The organism is Streptomyces sp. NPDC051214, from assembly GCF_040682375.1.
Lineage (GTDB): Bacteria > Actinomycetota > Actinomycetes > Streptomycetales > Streptomycetaceae > Streptomyces.
On the sequence record NZ_JBFBAT010000009.1, the window covers coordinates 195,108 to 212,831 of the forward strand.

Here is a 17,724-nt window from a genome sequence, read left to right on the forward strand (position 1 = left end):
AACAGGGGGACGTTCATGAGTGGGCGCGCGCGACTCGCGCTCTGTGCCACGGCGGCCACGCTGATGGCCTCGGGGGCGCTGCTGCCGCTCGTCGATCCGGCGACGTGGTTCGTCCAGGCGGCGATCCTCCTCGCGCTGCAGAGCGGCGTGGGGGCGCTCACCCGGCGGGTCCCGCTGGCCCGGCCGGTCACGGTCGCGGTGCAGGCCCTGGTGACGCTGCTGATGCTGACGCTGGTATTCGCCCGCGAGCAGGCGATCGGCGGCGTGATCCCGGGCCCCGACGTGTTCCGGAAGTTCGGACTGCTCCTGGAGGCAGGCGGCAACGACGTCGGGCAGTACGCGATCCCGGCGCCGCTCAGTGACGGCATCCGGCTGATGCTGGTCGGCGGCGTCCTGGTGATCGGCCTCGCGGTGGACGCCCTCGCGGTGACGTTCCGTACGGCGGCGCCCGCGGGTCTTCCGCTGCTCGCGCTGTACTCGGTCGCGGCGGGGCTCTCCGGGGACGGGGCCGGGTGGCTGTGGTTCCTGCTCGCCGCCGCCGGATATCTGCTGCTGCTCCTGGCCGAGGGCCGGGACCGGCTCTCCCAGTGGGGGCGGGTCTTCGGGGGCGCGGCGCGCGCGCCCGGCCGGATCTCCGGGGGCCTGGAGACCGACAGCGGTGCGATCGCGCCGGTCCGCACGGGCCGGCGCATCGGCGCGGTGGCCCTGGGCATCGCCCTGGTGGTGCCGCTCGCACTGCCCGCCCTGGACGGCGGGCTCCTCGACGGTTCCGGCGGCGCCGGAGGCTCGGGTTCCGGTGGTGGCGGCACGATCTCCGCGGTGAACCCGCTGGTCGCGCTCCAGGACAGCCTGAACGAACCGGACGACCGCGAGGTCATCTCGTACAAGACGAACGCCAAGGAGACGGAGAACCTCTACCTGCGGATCGTCTCCCTCGACCAGTTCGACGGCACGACCTGGAAGACCACCGTCCGCAGCATCGAGGACGTGCCCCCGCGCCTGGAGGACCCGCCGGGGCTCTATCCCGACGTCCGCAGGAGCGAGATCCAGACGAACATCTCCGCCGCCGACAGCTACGCGCAGAACTGGCTGCCGATGCCCTACCCGGCGAGCGAGGTGAAGATCAACGGCCGCTGGCGGTACGAGCCGGTGGGACGCGCCCTGGTGGGTGACCGCGGGCAGACGACACGCGGCGCGCAGTACGAGGTCAAGAGCCTCATCGTGCAGCCCACGGCCGAGCAGCTGGCCAACGCCGCCGAGCCGCCGCGGCAGATCGCGCGGGAGTTCACCAAGGTCCCCGAGACCTTGCCGTCCGTGGTGGCGTCCGAGGCCCGCAAGATCACCAAGGGCTCGTCGAACGACTACGAGAAAGCGGTCAAGCTCCAGGACTACTTCGCCTCGGAGGGCGGCTTCACCTACAACACGCAGGTGCGCGCGGGCAGCGGCCCGGCGGCGATCGCCCGCTTCCTGGAGCAGAAGGAAGGCTTCTGCGTCCACTTCTCGTTCGCGATGGCCTCGATGGCGCGGACGCTGGACATCCCCGCGCGCGTGGCGGTGGGCTTCACGCCCGGCGCCGCGCAGGCGGACGGCTCCATGTCGGTCGGCCTGCGGGACGCGCACGCCTGGCCCGAGCTGTACTTCGAGGGCGTGGGCTGGACCCGCTTCGAGCCCACCCCGAACCGCGGCACGGTGCCGGAGTACACCCGCCCGGACACCCCGTCCGACGGCTCGAGCGACCCGGCGGCGCCCGAGCCGACCTCGTCGTCGGCGCCGTCCGACGAGCCCTCCGCCTCCGCGAGCTGCCCGCCCGACCAGCAGAGGCAGGGCGGCTGCGCGAGCACGGCCCCGGCGATCGCGGGCGGTTCGGGTGGGGACGGACCGCCGATCGACACGATCGTGGCGGTGACCCTGGGGGCGCTTGTGGTCCTCGGTTTGCCCTTGCTGCCGATGGTGTGGCGCCGACGCGTCCGCGCGGTGCGTCTGGGCTCGACGGGCCGTACGGAGGCGGACGCGGCCGCGCGGACCCTGGCCGCCTGGCTGGAGGTGACCGACACGGCCTGGGACCACGGGATCACGCCGGACGAGTCACAGACCCCGCGCAAGGCGGCGGCCCGGATCGTACGGATCGGTCAGCTCACCGCGGCACCCGCGGATTCCGTCCACCGGCTGGCCGCCGCGGTCGAGCAGGTGCTGTACGCGCCTCGGCCGCAGCTGACGGCGGGCCTGGCCGACGACGTGCACCGCGTCTCGGCCGGTCTGCTGGCCACGTCGAACCGCTCGGCACGGCTGCGGGCGACACTTGCCCCGCGTTCGGCCGCACGGGTGGTGTGGGCGGCCTCGGACCGCTGGACGGCGGTCAAGGCGCGGTGGTCCGAGCGGATCGCCAGGCGGTGGACGGCGCTGCGGAAGCCTTCGCAGCAGGAGAGCTAGAGAGCATGCGTAAGGGGTGACCGCCTGGGCGGTCACCCCTTACGCACTGCTGAAGAACTAAGAACTCATTGGCCCTGTTCGTCGCGGCGGCGCTGCCAACGCTGCTCGATCCGGTCCATCATCGACCGGCGCTGCCTGGTCTGCCGACGGGCCGGGGTGCTGCCCGGGGCCGCTGGCGCGCCGGCGGCGGGCTGTTCACCTGGCTTGGGCGCCTTGCGCCATCCGGTGACGGCGAGCACCGCACAGCCCAGCATGACGAGGAAACCGACCACACTCACCCAGATCTGCTGGGCGACCATTCCCGCCATGAGAAGGGCAATACCCACAAGGAAGCCCGCGACCGCTTGGTAGACCCGTCGCCGGGTGTACGTACGCAGCCCGCTTCCCTCGAGCGCTGTCGCGAACTTGGGATCTTCGGCGTACAGCGCTCGCTCCATCTGCTCGAGCATGCGCTGCTCGTGCTCCGAGAGCGGCACGGAGTCCTCCTCATCGTGCAGTCGCCGGGGCGACCGGGGGTCCCCTTCAGGATAGGCAGGGAATCGCCCCCGTGAAACCCGCCCCTCTGCGCCAACTTCGCCAAACCGGACCACCCTGCCGCTCCGGCCTACTGAAGCGTTCATTCCCCAGCGGCCGATCCGGCATGCCGGACGGTCTGCCTCGATCATACGGCGCCCGTAGCCCGTTCGGGGGGTGTGTGCCGTACTCCATGTGCGGCTGCGCCGCTGATCAGCGGGTGGGCCATGGCGGACATCAGGCCTCGGCGGCATCCCGGGTCTCACCGAGCACATGCAACTGGGTGGCCACGGAGTGGAAGGCGGCGAGCTCCGCGGCGGCCGCCTCCAGCTTGAGCAGGGCCTCGAGCGCACCGGGCTCGGTGTCCACGAGGACGCCGGGAACCAGGTCGGCGAAGACCCGCACACCGTGCACGGCATCCACCCTGACGCCTGCGGCCTCGACCAGACCGGTGAGCTGTTCGGCGGTGAAGCGCCGCGGCACGGGGTCGCCCTCGCCCCAGCGGCCCGCCGGGTCGTCGAGCGCCTGCCTGGCCTCGGTGAAGTGCCCGGCGAGCGCCCTGGCGAGCACGGCTCCGCCGAGGCCGGCGGCGAGCAGGCTCAGAATGCCGGAGGGCCGCAGGGCGCTGACCGCGTTGCGCACGCCCTCGGCGGGGTCGTCCACGTACTCCAGGACGCCGTGGCACAGGACGGCGTCGAACCCGGCCCGCTCCACGACGTCGAAGAGGCCGAGCACGTCGCCCTGGACGCCGCGCACGCGGTCGGCGACACCCGCCTCGGCGGCCCGGCGCTCGAGGGCGAAGAGGGCGTTCGGGCTGGGGTCGACGACGGTGACGCGGTGGCCGAGGCGGGCGACGGGCACGGCGAAGTTCCCGCTGCCGCCTCCGGTGTCGAGCACGTCGAGGGAGTGTGACTCCCGGCCCGTGGCCTTGACCCGGCGGTCGAGGGCGTCCTTGAGGACCTCCCAGACCACGGCGGTACGGAGAGAAGCGCGGGGGCGCATCGGGTCCGACACGGCAGTTGACTCCTCGGCGCGTCCACCGCACGTCCGCGGCGGAGCTAGGGGGTTCCTCCGCCTGCTCTTGCGGCAGTCAGGAGGGTGCGGGCGCTCCCACCTTATTGCCTTCGGACGACTGCCCCGTCACCCGTCCCGGCTCGCGTCCGGCGGCTCCCGCCTGGGCTGGGGCAGCACGGGCTGCAGGCCCAGCATCCGCTCGACGAGGCGTAAGAACATCCCGACGTCACGCAGCAGATCGTCCGCGTCCCGGACGGTGGCCGCGCCCTGTATGCCGGCCTCCGCGCGGGCCCTGCGCGGCGCTCCGGAGGCGAACAGGGCGCTCCACTCGGCCAGTTCGGGCGCTATCTCGGGGAGCACCTCCCAGGCGCTGCGGATGCGCTGCCTGCGGCGCGGGGTCGCCTCGGGCCTGCCGCGGGCGGCGAGGACGGCGGCCGCGGTGCGCAGGGCCGCGAGGTGGGCCGTGGCATAGCGCTCGTTCGGGGGCTGCAGGTGCGCGGCCTCGTCGATGCCGGCGCGGGCCTGGGCGAGCAGTTCGAGTGCGGCGGGCGGGGCCGTGGCCCGGCGCAGGACGGGGTGCACGTCGCTCGCGGGGCCGGTCAGTGAGGGGGCAGGGCCGACGGGGCGGTGCCGACGTGCGGCTGCTGCGGAAGTGCTGGCCATGACGAACCTCCTGTCGTCGCGTAACGGCTATGTGGCCGTATGTGCACATCGTGTAGTACGCCACTGACAATCGGCTCTGACCTGCGCTTTTGCCTCGATCGGCGGTTCGCGTTAGTTTTTGCACTGACCAGTCAGTTCAAAAAGAGGGCGCGAGGGGGAACTGTGGACGGGCCGAACGACGGCGAGCGGGGAGCCGCCGTCACAGCACGGGAGTTCGGGCTCAAGGGACCGCGGGGCTGGGCGTTCCGCGGGGTCGGCGTCGAGGCCGCACCCGGGTCGCTCATCGCGATCCAGGGGGCTTCGGGGTCGGGCCGCACCTGTCTGCTGCTCGCGCTCACCGGGCGGATGCGCCCCACCGAGGGTGAGGCCTCGGTGGGGGGCTTCCGGCTGCCCAAGCAGCTCGCGGCGGTCCGCCGCATCAGCGCGCTCGGGCCCGTGCCCGGCGTGACGGACCTCGATCCGGCGCTGACCGTCGCCGAGCATCTGCACGAACGGGCGCTGCTGCAGCGGCGGTTCGGCGGCTCCCTGCGGGGCCTGCTGAGGCCGCGCGCCGAGCGGAGGGCCGAGGCGCGGCTGCGGGTCGACTCGGCGCTGACCGCCGCGGGGCTCGACATGGAGTCGCTGCCCAAGGGGCGGCGGACCTCCGTACGCGACCTGGAGCGCCTGGAGATCCTGCGGCTCTCCGTGGCCCTCGCATTGATCGGGCGGCCCCGGCTGCTCGGCGTCGACGACGTCGACCTCAAGCTGTCGGACGCCGAACGGCGCGAGGCCTGGGACCTGTTGAGGTCCCTCACGCAGAGCGGCATCACCGTCGTGGCCGTGTGCAACGAAGCCCCCGACGACGCGATCGCCGTGTGCACGGACCGCGCCGACGACAACGACGCCAACGACGACGACAAGGAGACGGCGGATGCGCTCGCCGAAGCTGGCCTCGCTTGAGCTCAGGCGCTTCGGCAGGGGGAAGCTGCCGCGTGCCGCGCTCGTCGCGCTCCTGCTGCTGCCCCTGCTGTACGGCGCGCTGTACCTCTGCTCGTTCTGGGACCCCTACGGCCGCCTCGACCGCATACCCGTGGCGCTCGTGAACGACGACAAGGGCGCCACGGCCTCCGGCAAGAAGCTCGCGGTGGGTGACGGCATCGTCGACGGGCTCAAGGACAGCAAGACCTTCGACTGGCGCGAGGTGAGTTCCGCCGAGGCCCGTGAAGGGGTCGAGGACGGGACGTACTACCTGTCGCTGACGATGCCGTCCGACTTCAGCAAGCGCGTCGCGTCGAGTTCGGGCGACTCCCCGGAGACGAGCGCCCTGCAGGTCCGCACGAACGACGCCAACAACTACATCGTCGGGCAGATCTCCCGGACGGTCTTCTCCGAGGTGCGCACGGCGGCCTCCACGAAGGCCTCGCGCTCCTTCCTCGACAAGATCTTCATCTCGTTCTCCGACATCCACGGGGCGACCGAGAAGGCCGCCAAGGGCGCCGACAAGCTCGACAGCGGCATCGGCGAGGCCAAGAAGGGCTCCAAGAAGCTCGCGACCGGCCTCAAGGACGCCAAGAAGGGCAGCGGGGACCTGGCCGGGGGCATCAAGAAGCTCGACAAGGGCGCCGGTGAACTGCAGACCGGGTCGAAGAAGGTCTCGGACGGCACCCAGAAGCTGGCCGACAAGGTGAACGGCACCGCGGACGAGGTGCGGCCCTTCCTCAAGGACAACGGCAAGACCATCGGCGACACGGCCAAGCTCGTCGCCGACTCCTCCAAGGCCCTGCGCACCAACCTGGCCACCTGGGTCAAGCTCGCCCCCGAGGCGGCCAAGGGCGCCGAGGAGGGGTCCGAAATCATCGGCGGCCTCTACACGGATCGCTGCGAGAACCTCCCGGTGCCCGACCCTGCCTGCCCGCAGCTCAAGAAGGCCAAGAAGGCCGCCGAGAACGTGTCGACCATCGCGGACGACATGAACACCGTGATCAAGGACCACGACAGCGACGCCACGAAGCTCGACAAGCACCTGGCCGCGCTGCAGAAGAAGTCCGAGGCGCTGGCCGAGCGGGCCCCGCACCTGGACGAGGACCTGAACAAGGCCGTCACCCAGATCAACGAGCTCAACACGGGCGCGGGCAAGGTCGCCAAGGGCGCCAAGAAGCTGCACACGGGCCTCGGCACCGCCAAGACCGGCGCCGACGACCTCGACACCGGCATCGGCAAGCTCAAGACGGGCGCGGACGACCTCAAGGGCGGCCTGTTCAAGCTGGCCGACGGCTCCGAGAAGCTGTCCGGCGGGCTGCACGACGGCGTCAAGAAGATCCCCGACTACGACAAGAAGGACCGCGACCAGCGCACCGACGTCATGGCCGACCCGGTGCAGCTCGCCTCCCAGTCGATGCACAAGGCGCCCAACTACGGCACCGGTTTCGCCCCGTACTTCATCCCGCTGTCCCTGTGGGTCGGCGCGATGGTGGCGTACATGCTGATCCAGCCGCTCAACCGGCGCGCGCTCGCGGCGGGCGCCTCCGCCTGGCGGATCGCGTTCGCCGGCTGGCTGCCGGTCGCCGCGCTCGGCGTGCTCCAGACCGCGGCCCTGATGTCGGTCCTGCACTGGGGCCTCGGCCTGCAGATGGCGCGGGCCGCCGGGACGGTGGGCTTCCTCTGCCTGGTGACGTGCTGCTTCGCGGCGATCGTGCAGTGGCTGAACGCGCGCTTCGGGGCGGCCGGGCGCATCCTCGTCCTCGCCGTTCTGATGCTCCAGCTGACCTCTGCGGGCGGCACGTACCCCGTCCAGACGAGTCCGTCCTTCTTCGGCGCGATCCACCCCTTCCTGCCGATGAGTTACGTGGTCGACGCCCTGAGGAGGCTCATCACGGGCGGCGGGCTCGGTCCCGTCTGGCAGGCGTGCGTGGTCCTCACGGCCTTCACGGCGGGCGCCCTCGCGCTGACCGCGCTCTCCGCGCGCCAGAAGCAGGTGTGGACCCTGGACCGCCTGCACCCGGAGCTGAGCCTGTGAGACCCGCAAGTGCGCCTGCCCGGGCGCCGAGACCTGTGAGAATCGGGCCCATGGACAGCAGCGCAACCAGCACCCGGCGTGAGGCCACCCGGCAGAAGCTCTACGAGGCGGCCGTCACCCTCATCGCGGAGCAGGGCTTCTCGGCCACGACGGTCGACGAGATCGCCGAGCGGGCCGGGGTCGCGAAGGGCACGGTCTACTACAACTTCGCGAGCAAGTCGGTGCTCTTCGAAGAGCTGCTGCGGCACGGCGTCGGCCTGCTCACCGCCTCCCTGAAGGAGGCGTCCGAGAAGGCGGCGGAGCGCGGCGGCAGCCAGGTCGACGCGCTGGACGCGATGATCCGGGCAGGCCTGGTCTTCATCGACCGCTACCCCGCCTTCACCCAGCTGTACGTCGCCGAGCTGTGGCGCACCAACCGCGCCTGGCAGTCCACCCTGATGGTGGTCAGGCAGCAGGCGGTCGCCGTCGTGGAGGACGTGCTTCGCGCGGGCGTCGAGAACGGCGAGCTCAGCGAGGAGATCGACATCCCCCTGACGGCCGCCGCGCTCGTCGGGATGGTCCTGGTGGCGGCCTTGGACTGGCAGGCCTTCCAGCCGGAGCGCTCCCTCGACGACGTGCACTCGGCGCTCTCGCGCCTGCTGCAGGGCCGGGTGAGCGGCGGCCGCTGAGCGGCCGTCGGGCACGCACGACAAGGCGCCGGTCCGGTGCCTCCTGTTCTCCAGACGGCACCGGACCGGCGCCTCTCGTGTTCCCCCGCAGTCCCCCGTTCGGCCCCTCGGGTGGTCATTCCCGAGCCGCCGTCCGTCTCCCCGCGTCTCACTCCCACCTTCGGCGGGGTGGGAGGAGCGGCCAAGGGCGTGGCGCCGTTCCGCCGCCCCGTGTCGGCGGTACGGGCGCCGCGCCCTTCTCCGTGTCCCTCACTCTTCCGTCTGCGCAGGTCGGGACCCATCCGCGCTGATACTCATCTCCATCACTAGGTACGGATACTCAGACCTGGGCACTCAACCCCAGGCCGGGTCGTTCCCGACTGGTTACGATCGCGTCCGTGTCCGTACTCCCCCTGGTCTTCACCAGCGGCTGGGCGAGCGGGATCAACGCGTACGCGGTGGTCCTGCTGCTCGGTCTCTTCGGCGCGACCGGGATCACCGACGAGGTCCCTCAGTCGCTGCAACGTCCTGATGTGCTGATCGTCGCCGGGGTCCTCTTCGCCTGCGAGGCCGTCGCCGACAAGATCCCTTACGTCGACTCGGTGTGGGACACGGCGCACACCGTGATCCGGCCGGTGTCCGGCGCCGTGGTGGGCGCGCTGCTCGCCGGGCAGAGCGGTTCGCTCCCCGACTTGGCCGCGGGCGCGGTGGGCGGCTCGACGGCGCTGGCCAGCCACTGCGTGAAGGCCGGGACGCGGATGGCGATCAACACCTCGCCGGAGCCGTTCAGCAACGTCATCGTGAGCACGGCGGAGGATCTCGGGGTGGCCGGCATCGTCACCTTCGCGATGTTCCATCCGGAGGCGGCGGCGATCATCGCGGCCGCCCTGCTGCTGCTCGGCCTGATCCTGCTGTACTTCCTGATCTCGCGTATCCGGCGGTTCCTGCGGCGCAGGGCGCAGCGGCGCGAGGAGAGGCAGTTGGCGGCGCACGGAGGCCGGCCGCCGGACTGAGGGCTCCCCGCGTGACTGTCAGTGGCGGCCGATAAAGTCCCTGGCATGGCACGGATTGTGGTGATCGGCGCCGGGATGGGCGCGATGACGGCGGCCGCCCGGCTGGCCGTCGCGGGCCACCGGGTGGTGGTCCACGAGCGGTCGGGGACGTACGGCGGCGCGCTCGGCAGCGTCGAGCGGGACGGCTTCGCCTTCGACACGGGTCCGGGCCTCCTGCAGCTCCCCGCCGTCTATCGCGACCTGTTCGTCAAGACGGGCAAGGAACCCCTGGAGAAGTGCGTCGAGCTCTCCCAGGTGGAGCCCGCCGTGCGGCACGTCTTCGCGGACGGCACGACGGCCGATCTGCCGAACGCCTCGCGCGCGGGCGTCGGCGATGCCCTGGACGCGGCGCTCGGCGGCGACGCGGGCGCCCGCTGGTCGGCGTACATGAACCGCGCCCGTGAGGCGTGGGACCGTACCCGGCGCCCCCTCCTGGAAGAGCCCCTGTGGCCGAACTGGCAGGTGCTCGCCGAGCGCGAGCCCTACCCCTCGGTGCCGTACAAGCGCCTGCTGCGGCGCGAGCGGCGCGCGAAGACCCTCACCGAGGTCGGTGAGCTCGAACTGGGCGGCGACGCACGCCTCCTGGCACTCCTCGAGCAGTACGCCCTCGCGAACGGCCTGGACCCCCGGGTGACCCCCGCGAGCGCGGCCGTCCTGCCCTACATGGAGCACACCTTCGGCGCGTGGTCCGTGCGCGGCGGGATGCGCGCGCTCGCCCGTGCGGTGTACGAGCGGTGTCTCGCCCGGCGCGTCGAGTTCGCGTTCGACTCCCCGGTGACCCGGATCATCGAGAAGGACGGCCGCGCGGCGGGCGTCGAGCTCGCCGACGGGACGGCGCACGAGGCGGACTTCGTGGTCGCCGGGGTCGCGCCCGGCGCACTGGACGGCTTGTTGTCCGGTGTATCCGGCATGCCCGGCGGTTCCGGTGTGAACATACGCGCGGAGGGTGAGATCCAGGCTCGCTCGGGTCTTCCCAGCCGCCTGATGATCTTCCTGGCGCTGACCGGCGCGCGGCCGGACGGCACGCCCCACCGCACGGTGCTGCACACCCCCGACCGCGGGGACGAGCTCGACCGGCTCTTCGGGGACCGACCGGGGCTGCCCGCCGCCCCCACCCTCACGGTGCTGCGCCCGGCCGACCCGGCGCTCACACCCGACGCGGAGCACGAGGCGGTCACCCTGACGGTCACCGTGCCCGCGCACACGGAGGTCACCGCGGCGGACGTGGAGGGGTTGCTCGACCGCGCCGAGGCCGTGCTGCCCGGACTCCGGGACCGCCTGCTGTGGCACGAGACGCGCACCCCCGCCGACATCGCGGAGGCCACCGGCGCCGAAGGCGGCGCGGTCCCGCCCCCGTCCCTCGCGGCGGCTGAGGGCCGGCTGCTCCACCCGGCCAACAGCACGCGTCTTCCCGGGCTCTTCGCGGCCGGCGGCTGGGCCCATCCCGGCGGCGGTCTTCCGCACGCGGGCATGTCCGGCACGCTGGTCGCCGGACTGATCGTGGAGGGACCGGAGTTCCGGGGCTCGCAGTGAGCAGGACCGCGGGCCCGAGGGCTCAGTAGCGGTACTGCTCGTTGTAGCCCGCGTCGTAGCCGTTCCCCTGGGCCTGCTCGCCCTGGTAGGGGTAGGGCTGCTCCGGCGGGAGTTCGCCGCCGTACTGCCCGTAGGGGTCCTCGACGTTGCGCTGCTGGGGCACCCAGACCCCGCCGGGCGGCGTCTCGTTGTAGGTCCCGGCGCCGCTGCCGTAGTGATCGGCCGCGGGGTAGGGCGCGTACTGCTGCTGGTCGCCGTACGCGTCGTAGCTCTGCTGGCCGCCGTAGGACTGCGTCCCGATGTACGGGTCGGAGTACGCGGCGTACTGCTGCTGCCCCGTCTCGCCGTACGCGTAGGGCTGCTGGGGGTCGTAGCCCGCGGTGGCGTACGTGTCGTAGCCGTAGGCGCCGTCCTGCTGGGCGGACTGCTGGGCCTGCTGCTGTGCGTACGCGTCGTCGCTGTAGACGCCGTACTGCCCGGTGTCGTCGGGCATCGGCTCCGGTGCGTAGACCCCGCCGCCGGGAGGGGCCTCGGGCGGCGGTCCCGCCGGGCCCGCCGCCTCGTACTCCAGGTCGGAGACCTGGAGCGTCGGTTCCTGGATTGCCTCCCCGCCCCGCGGCGTCGTCTTGCGGCGCTTGCTCAGGCCGGGCCGGCCGCCGAGCGCCCAGCCGGTGGAGAAGCCGCGCCTGAAGGACAGCGTCACGTACGTCTGTCCCGTGGCGAAGGCGATCGCGCCCGCACCGATGACGATCACGGACGGCAACAGCACGCCGATGACCACGCCGAGGAAGCCGCCGAAGGCGAGCAGCCGCCAGCGCAAGCGCGCCTTGTACTGCAGCAGCACTTCGCCCAGCAGCCACAGCGCGACGCATCCGAACGCGATGTAGAGGACCGTCCAGCCCATGTACGCCCCTCTCCCCGCGGCCGCCGCCCCCAGGGGTACGACCGGTCAGGTCTGCGGGTGATGCAGACCCAGATTCTCGTAGATTTCCAGCGTGGCCGTGGAGTTGTTCAGCGTGATGAAGTGCAGCCCCGGCACACCCTCGTCAAGGAGCCGCGCGCAGAACTCCGTCGCGAACTCGATGCCAATGGAGCGTACAGCCGCCGGATCGTCTTTGGCTGTGAGGATGCGCTCTTTGAGCGCCGGGGGGAAGGAAGCGTTGCTGAGCTGGGGCAGCCGCTCCAGCATGCGCACGTTCGTCACCGGCATGATCTCCGGGATGATCGGAGTCGAACAGCCCGCGGCCTCGACCCGGTCGCGCAGGCGCAGATACTCCTCCGGGTAGAAGAACATCTGTGTGATCGCGTAGTCGGCGCCGGCGCGGCACTTGTCGACGAAGTGCCGGACGTCGGTGTCCCATTCCTCCGAGCGCGGGTGCATCGCGGGGAAGGCCGCGACGCCCACGCAGAAGTCACCCGACTCCTTGATCAGCTGGACCAGTTCGGCGGCGTACGTCAGGCCCTCGGGGTGCTTGACCCAGTCCGCGAGGGGGTCGCCGGGCGGGTCGCCGCGGACCGCGAGCATGTTCCTGATGCCCGCGTCCGCGTACTGCCCGATGATGTTGCGCAGCTCGGCCACGGAGTGGTCGACCGCGGTGAGGTGGGCGACCGGCGTGAGCGTCGAGTCGGCGACGATCTGCTGCGTCTCCTTGACCGTGCCCGCACGCGTGGACCCACCCGCTCCGTACGTCACGGAGACGAAGCTGGGGGCCACCGCCTCGACCCGGCGCAGGGCGTTCCACAGGTTGCGCTCGCCCTTCGGGGTCTTCGGCGCCGAGAACTCGAACGAGTACGTCGTCTTGCCGGTCGCGAGCATGTCGCGCACGGTGCGTGCGCGATCAGTTCTGGTGGAAGCAGTGCCTAGGGCCATACGGGCAGGTTAGCTACGGGGCACCGCTACCGGCCAATCCCCGTCCACCCTGCGGACAGCGTCGCCGAAGGTTGGCCGAAGATCGCCGATCAGGCCGTACGCAGCCGCTTCGCGAAGTCGGCGGCCGCGGCGCCCGGATCGTCCGCCTCCGTGATCGCGCGTACGACGACGACCCGGCGGGCGCCCGCTTCGAGCACCTCGTCGAGGTTGCCCCCGTCGATGCCGCCGATGGCGAACCACGGGCGGTCGGTGCCCAGGGAGGCCGTGTACCGGACGAGGTCGAGTCCGGGGGCGTGCCGGCCGGGCTTGGTGGGGGTCGGCCAGCAGGGCCCGGTGCAGAAGTAGTCCACGCCGTCCTGCGTCGCCGCGGCGGCCGCCTCGGTGTCGGCGTGCGTGGAGCGGCCGATGAGGACGTCCTGGCCGAGGACGGCGCGGGCCGCGGGGACGGGCAGGTCGCCCTGGCCCAGGTGCAGCACGTCGGCGCCGATGGCGTGCGCGACGTCCGCGCGGTCGTTCACCGCGAGGAGCTTGCCGTGGCGGCGGGCCGCGTCGGCGAAGACCTGGAGGTGGTCGAGCTCCTCGGCCGCCTCCATGCCCTTGTCGCGCAGCTGCACGATGTCGACGCCGCCGGCGAGGACGGCGTCGAGGAACTCGGGGAGGTCTCCCTGGCGCTTGCGGGCGTCCACACACAGGTAGAGGCGTGCGTCGGCGAGCTGCTCGCGGGCAGGCTTGGCGGCCATGGAAAGGTCCCCCCGGTCGTCGGTGGCCTACGGGCCGCGTGTCCCCGGGGGACCCACGGCCCGTACGCAACGGTTTTCCGTATCGGTCAGACGGCGAGCGCCTGGGCGCGGCGCTTCACCTCCGTGCCGCGATTCTCGCTCAGGGCCTGCGCGGGGGTGCCGGGCAGGGTCGGGTCGGGAGTGAAGAGCCACTCCAGCATCTCTTCGTCGGAGAAGCCGTCGTCCTTCAGGAGCGTCAGGGTGCCGGTCAGGCCCTTGACGACCTTGTCGCCGTCGATGAAGGCGGCCGGCACCTGAAGCGCGCGGTTCTCACCACGGCGTACGGCGATCAGCTGGCCCTCCTTGACCAGCTGGCGCACACGCGTCACCTCGACGTCGAGCATTTCTGCGATGTCGGGAAGGTGGAGCCACTCGGGGACGAGAGCATCAGTCTTTGCGTCAATCTCGGTCACGGGAACAAGGGTATCGCCGGGCACCGACAGCGGCCGGTCAGAGGCCCCCGGTGACGGCGGCACCGCTACGCCAGCAGGGCCTTCTTCAGCGGAACCGCGGGGTCCGAGGCCAGCTCGGCGGAGATCCTGGCGCCCGCCTCGATCAGCTTGCGGCCCTGCGCCAGGTCCCTGGGGCGGCCCACCGCGAGAAGGGCCACCAGAGCCCCCTGCCGCAGCCAGCACACGCTCCAGGCCGCGCCCGAAGGGTCGCCGCGCCACACCAGCTCGTCGGCGGACGCGTGATGGCCCGCGTACTGGACGAAGCGGCCGAACTGCTCCGACCAGAAGTACGGGACGGGGTCGTACGCCGAAGGGGTCTCGCCGATGATGTTCGCCGCCACCGTGCGGGGGCCCTGGAGCGCGTTGTCCCAGTGGTGGACGAGAAGACGCTCGCCGTACCGCCCCGAGGGGAAGGAGGAGCAGTCGCCGACCGCGTACACATCGGGTTCCGACGTCCTCAGGTGGTCGTCGGCGAGGATCTCCCGGTGGGCGCCCAGGGTGATGCCGGAGTCCGCGAGCCATCCCGTGGCGGGGCGTGCGCCGATGCCGACGACGACCGCGTCCGCGGGCAGCCGGGTGCCGTCGGCCAGGTGGACGCTGCCGGGCTCGACGCGGTCCACGCGCGCGTGGGTGCGCAGTTCGGCTCCGGAGTCGGCGTACCAGGCCGTCATCGGGGCGGCGACCTCCGCGGGCAGCGCCCCGGCGAGCGGACGCTCCGCGGCCTCGACGACGGTGACCGGGCAGCCCGCCTCGCGTGCCGCGGTCGCGAACTCGGCGCCGATCCAGCCCGCGCCGACGACCACGATGCGGTGCTGCTCGGCGAGCACGGGGCGCAGCCGCTCGGCGTCGTCGAGCGTGCGCAGCAGATGGACGCCGCGGACTCCGGAGACCCCTGGGAGCGTGATCGGTTCGGCCCCGGTGGCGATGACCAGTGCGTCATACGGCACCGGCCCCGACGCGGTGTCCAGTTCGTGGTCGGCCGGGCGGACCCCCGTGACCTCGTGGCCCAGGCTCAGCTCGATGCCGAGCGCCTCGAAGTCGACGTCGAAGGCGGAGCCCTCCGCCTTGCCGAGGAGCACGGCCTTGGACAACGGCGGTCTGTCGTACGGCTGGTGGGGCTCCGCGCCGATCAGGGTGACCGCGCCGGCGAACCCCTGCTCGCGCAGGGCCACGGCGGTCTGCACCCCGGCCATCCCCGCGCCCACGACGACGACCCGGCGCTCTTCCTGCCTCCGATGCTCACTCACCCGATCACTCTAGGACGGCGGACGAGGCGTGCCTCAGGGCGCGACGGCGAGATCTCTGACACACCGTCACTGCCCGTGACCGCGGAGCTGCCCTACCTGGCCCGGGGCACCAAGGGCTAGGGTTGCCGTGCAGAGCACTCGCGGGAGCCCGGACGTACCGGGCTGAGAGGGAGGCTGGACGGCCTCCGACCGTACGAACCTGATCCGGGTCATGCCGGCGAAGGGAGGGGCTGGACACCCATGCATCCACGAACACCACCCCGTACGACGCACACGACCGACGTCCTGGTCGTCGGGGGCGGCATCATCGGCCTGGTCACGGCTTGGCGGGCGGCGCAGCGCGGCCTGACCGTCGCGGTCGTGGACCCCGAGCCCGGCGGCGGCGCGGCGCAGGTCGCCGCGGGCATGCTGGCCGCCGTCACCGAGCTGCACTACGGGGAGCAGACGCTGCTCGGCCTGAATCTGGCCTCCGCGCGGCGCTATCCCGACTTCGCGGCGGAGCTGGCGGAGGCGAGCGGCCGTGATCTCGGCTACCGCGCGTGCGGCACGCTCGCCGTCGCCCTTGACTCCGACGACCGGGCCCACCTGCGGGAGCTGCACACCCTGCAGCAGCAGTCGGGGCTCGCCTCGGAGTGGCTGAGCGGCCGCGAGTGCCGCCGCCTCGAACCGATGCTCGCGCCGGGCGTCCGGGGCGGCCTCCGGGTCGACGGCGATCACCAGGTCGACCCGCGCAGGCTCGCCGCGGCGCTCCTGGTGGCCTGTGAGCGGGCCGGCGTGGTCTTCCACCACGCGTGGGCGGAGCGCCTCTCGGTGACGGGTGACCGGGCCACCGGAGTCGTCCTCGCCGACGGCACCGCCCTGGAGGCCGGCCAGACCGTGCTCGCCGCGGGCAGCCTCAGCGGGCGCCTCGCCGGGGTCCCGGAGGGCGTCCTGCCGCCCGTGCGCCCCGTGAAGGGCCAGGTGCTGCGGCTCACGGTGCCGCAGCGTCTCGCGCCGTTCCTGAGCCGCACCGTGCGCGCCGTGGTGCGCGGCAGCCACGTCTACCTGGTGCCGCGCGAGAACGGCGAGCTCGTCGTCGGCGCGACCAGCGAGGAGCTCGGCTGGGACACGACGGTCACAGCCGGCGGCGTGTACGAGCTGCTTCGGGACGCCCACGAGCTCGTGCCCGGCATCACGGAGCTGCCGCTGACGGAGACCCGCGCGGGCCTGCGCCCCGGCTCCCCCGACAACGCGCCGCTGCTCGGCCCGACCGCGCTCCCCGGCCTGCAGCTGGCCACCGGGCACTACCGCAACGGCGTCCTCCTGACGCCCGTCACCGGCGACGTGCTCGCGCACTCCCTGACCACCGGGGAACTGCCGGACGAGGCACGGGGGTTCACCCCCCTGCGTTTCGTCCGCGACCCCCACACGCAGCGCTTCCTGGAGCAGCCCGCATGACTCTCCCGTCCGACACAGCCGTCACCGCCGTCTCCGTGAACGGAGAAGCACGCGACGTGGCCGCGGGCACCACGCTCGAAGCCCTCGTCGCCACCCTGACCGCGGCCCCGTCCGGGGTCGCCGCCGCGCTCAACGAAACCGTCGTCCCGCGCGCGCGGTGGTCCACCACCCCGCTCGCCGACGGGGACCGCGTCGAGGTCCTCACCGCCGTCCAAGGAGGCTGAACCGACATGGCAGACGACCCCTTCGTCATCGGCGGGCTCACCCTTTCCTCCCGCCTGATCATGGGTACGGGCGGTGCGCCGAGCCTGGACGTCCTGGAACGCTCCCTCGTCGCCTCCGGCACGGAGCTGACGACGGTGGCGATGCGCCGCCTCGACCCCGGGGTGCAGGGCTCGGTGCTCTCCGTCCTCGACCGGCTCGGCATCCGCGTCCTGCCGAACACGGCGGGCTGTTTCACCGCGGGCGAGGCCGTCCTGACCGCCCGCCTCGCGCGGGAGGCGCTCGGCACCGACCTGGTCAAGCTGGAGGTCATCGCGGACGAGCGCACCCTGCTGCCCGACCCGATCGAGCTCATCGACGCCGCCGAGACCCTCGTCGACGACGGCTTCACGGTCCTCCCGTACACGAACGACGACCCGGTGCTCGCCCGGAAACTGGAGGACGTGGGCTGTGCGGCGATCATGCCGCTCGGCTCCCCCATCGGCTCCGGGCTCGGCATCCGCAACCCGCACAACTTCCAGCTGATCGTCGAGCGCGCGGGTGTGCCGGTGATCCTGGACGCGGGCGCGGGGACGGCGTCCGACGCGGCCCTCGCCATGGAGCTGGGCTGCGCGGGTGTGATGCTCGCCTCGGCCGTGACGCGGGCGCAGGAGCCGGCCTTGATGGCCGAGGGCATGCGGCACGGCGTCGAGGCGGGGCGGCTCGCGTACCGGGCCGGGCGCATCCCCCGGCGGCACTTCGCCGAGGCGTCGTCGCCCGCGGAGGGGATGGCCCGGCTCGACCCGGAGCGGCCCGCCTTCTGAGCGCCGCCCGCCTGTCACAGCTCGGCTGCAGTCAAGGCCGGAGCATGCCCGGGCGGGCAACGGTGTC

Annotated in this window: 17 protein-coding genes and 1 riboswitch; of the genes, 9 read left to right on the plus strand and 8 right to left on the minus strand. The window is 72.4% G+C overall.

Annotation, left to right across the window (positions count from 1 at the left end):
• The first annotated feature begins 15 nt into the window (after positions 1–15).
• Positions 16–2,430 carry a DUF3488 and transglutaminase-like domain-containing protein gene (locus AB0M70_RS24535; RefSeq protein ID WP_365822732.1) on the plus strand — a complete coding sequence of 805 codons (2,415 nt, stop codon included), beginning with the start codon at positions 16–18 and terminating at the stop codon, positions 2,428–2,430.
• Positions 2,431–2,495: 65 nt separating this feature from the next.
• Here AB0M70_RS24535 and AB0M70_RS24540 read toward each other — a convergent pair whose 3' ends face one another.
• The 3 genes from AB0M70_RS24540 to AB0M70_RS24550 form a co-directional block, all read right to left on the minus strand.
• Entirely contained in the window at positions 2,496–2,906 is a 411-nt protein-coding gene (locus AB0M70_RS24540) for a DUF3040 domain-containing protein (RefSeq protein ID WP_365822735.1), read from the minus strand.
• Positions 2,907–3,180: 274 nt separating this feature from the next.
• A complete protein-coding gene (locus AB0M70_RS24545) occupies positions 3,181–3,957 on the minus strand; it encodes a methyltransferase (RefSeq protein WP_365822737.1) in 777 nt (258 codons plus the stop codon).
• Positions 3,958–4,083: 126 nt separating this feature from the next.
• A complete protein-coding gene (locus AB0M70_RS24550; RefSeq protein WP_365822740.1) occupies positions 4,084–4,620 on the minus strand; it encodes an SAV_6107 family HEPN domain-containing protein in 537 nt (178 codons plus the stop codon).
• Between the two features lie 162 nt (positions 4,621–4,782).
• On the opposite strand from AB0M70_RS24550, the gene AB0M70_RS24555 reads away from it, so the two are divergent.
• From AB0M70_RS24555 to AB0M70_RS24575, 5 genes are all read left to right on the plus strand, one after another.
• Complete coding sequence (locus AB0M70_RS24555; protein WP_365822742.1) at positions 4,783–5,559, plus strand: ATP-binding cassette domain-containing protein; 777 nt, start codon at positions 4,783–4,785, stop codon at positions 5,557–5,559.
• Positions 5,531–7,615 carry a YhgE/Pip domain-containing protein gene (locus tag AB0M70_RS24560; RefSeq protein ID WP_365822744.1) on the plus strand — a complete coding sequence of 695 codons (2,085 nt, stop codon included), beginning with the start codon at positions 5,531–5,533 and terminating at the stop codon, positions 7,613–7,615. Before AB0M70_RS24555 ends, AB0M70_RS24560 begins: the two co-directional genes overlap by 29 nt.
• Positions 7,616–7,665: 50 nt before the next feature.
• A complete protein-coding gene (locus tag AB0M70_RS24565) occupies positions 7,666–8,283 on the plus strand; it encodes a TetR/AcrR family transcriptional regulator (protein WP_363208246.1) in 618 nt (205 codons plus the stop codon).
• A gap of 377 nt (positions 8,284–8,660) precedes the next feature.
• Positions 8,661–9,275: a DUF4126 domain-containing protein gene (locus tag AB0M70_RS24570; protein ID WP_365822747.1), complete on the plus strand. Its 615-nt coding sequence runs from the start codon at positions 8,661–8,663 to the stop codon at positions 9,273–9,275.
• A 45-nt stretch (positions 9,276–9,320) separates the two neighbouring features.
• Positions 9,321–10,847: an NAD(P)/FAD-dependent oxidoreductase gene (locus tag AB0M70_RS24575; RefSeq protein WP_365822749.1), complete on the plus strand. Its 1,527-nt coding sequence runs from the start codon at positions 9,321–9,323 to the stop codon at positions 10,845–10,847.
• A 22-nt stretch (positions 10,848–10,869) separates the two neighbouring features.
• On the opposite strand, the gene AB0M70_RS24580 is transcribed toward AB0M70_RS24575, so the two are convergent.
• From AB0M70_RS24580 to AB0M70_RS24600, 5 genes are all read right to left on the minus strand, one after another.
• Positions 10,870–11,751 carry a hypothetical protein gene (locus AB0M70_RS24580; protein ID WP_365822751.1) on the minus strand — a complete coding sequence of 294 codons (882 nt, stop codon included), beginning with the start codon at positions 11,749–11,751 and terminating at the stop codon, positions 10,870–10,872.
• A 45-nt stretch (positions 11,752–11,796) separates the two neighbouring features.
• Positions 11,797–12,717, minus strand: a complete 921-nt coding sequence (gene metF, locus AB0M70_RS24585; protein ID WP_365822753.1) for a methylenetetrahydrofolate reductase [NAD(P)H] — start codon at positions 12,715–12,717, stop codon at positions 11,797–11,799.
• Positions 12,718–12,806: 89 nt separating this feature from the next.
• Positions 12,807–13,457 (minus strand): thiamine phosphate synthase, encoded by a 651-nt coding sequence (gene thiE, locus AB0M70_RS24590; protein ID WP_365822755.1) that lies wholly within the window; start codon positions 13,455–13,457, stop codon positions 12,807–12,809.
• 86 nt (positions 13,458–13,543) lie between these two features.
• Complete coding sequence (locus AB0M70_RS24595; RefSeq protein WP_363208251.1) at positions 13,544–13,909, minus strand: Rv2175c family DNA-binding protein; 366 nt, start codon at positions 13,907–13,909, stop codon at positions 13,544–13,546.
• A gap of 65 nt (positions 13,910–13,974) precedes the next feature.
• Positions 13,975–15,141 (minus strand): FAD-dependent oxidoreductase, encoded by a 1,167-nt coding sequence (locus AB0M70_RS24600; protein WP_365823181.1) that lies wholly within the window; start codon positions 15,139–15,141, stop codon positions 13,975–13,977.
• Positions 15,142–15,325: 184 nt separating this feature from the next.
• Positions 15,326–15,438, plus strand: a riboswitch (TPP riboswitch).
• Here AB0M70_RS24600 and thiO point away from each other — a divergent pair.
• From thiO to AB0M70_RS24615, 3 genes are all read left to right on the plus strand, one after another.
• Complete coding sequence (gene thiO, locus AB0M70_RS24605) at positions 15,436–16,632, plus strand: glycine oxidase ThiO (RefSeq protein WP_365822758.1); 1,197 nt, start codon at positions 15,436–15,438, stop codon at positions 16,630–16,632. Its footprint overlaps the riboswitch before it by 3 nt.
• A complete protein-coding gene (gene thiS, locus AB0M70_RS24610; protein WP_365822760.1) occupies positions 16,629–16,856 on the plus strand; it encodes a sulfur carrier protein ThiS in 228 nt (75 codons plus the stop codon). Before thiO ends, thiS begins: the two co-directional genes overlap by 4 nt.
• A gap of 6 nt (positions 16,857–16,862) precedes the next feature.
• A complete protein-coding gene (locus AB0M70_RS24615; protein WP_365822762.1) occupies positions 16,863–17,657 on the plus strand; it encodes a thiazole synthase in 795 nt (264 codons plus the stop codon).
• The last annotated feature ends 67 nt before the right edge of the window (positions 17,658–17,724 follow it).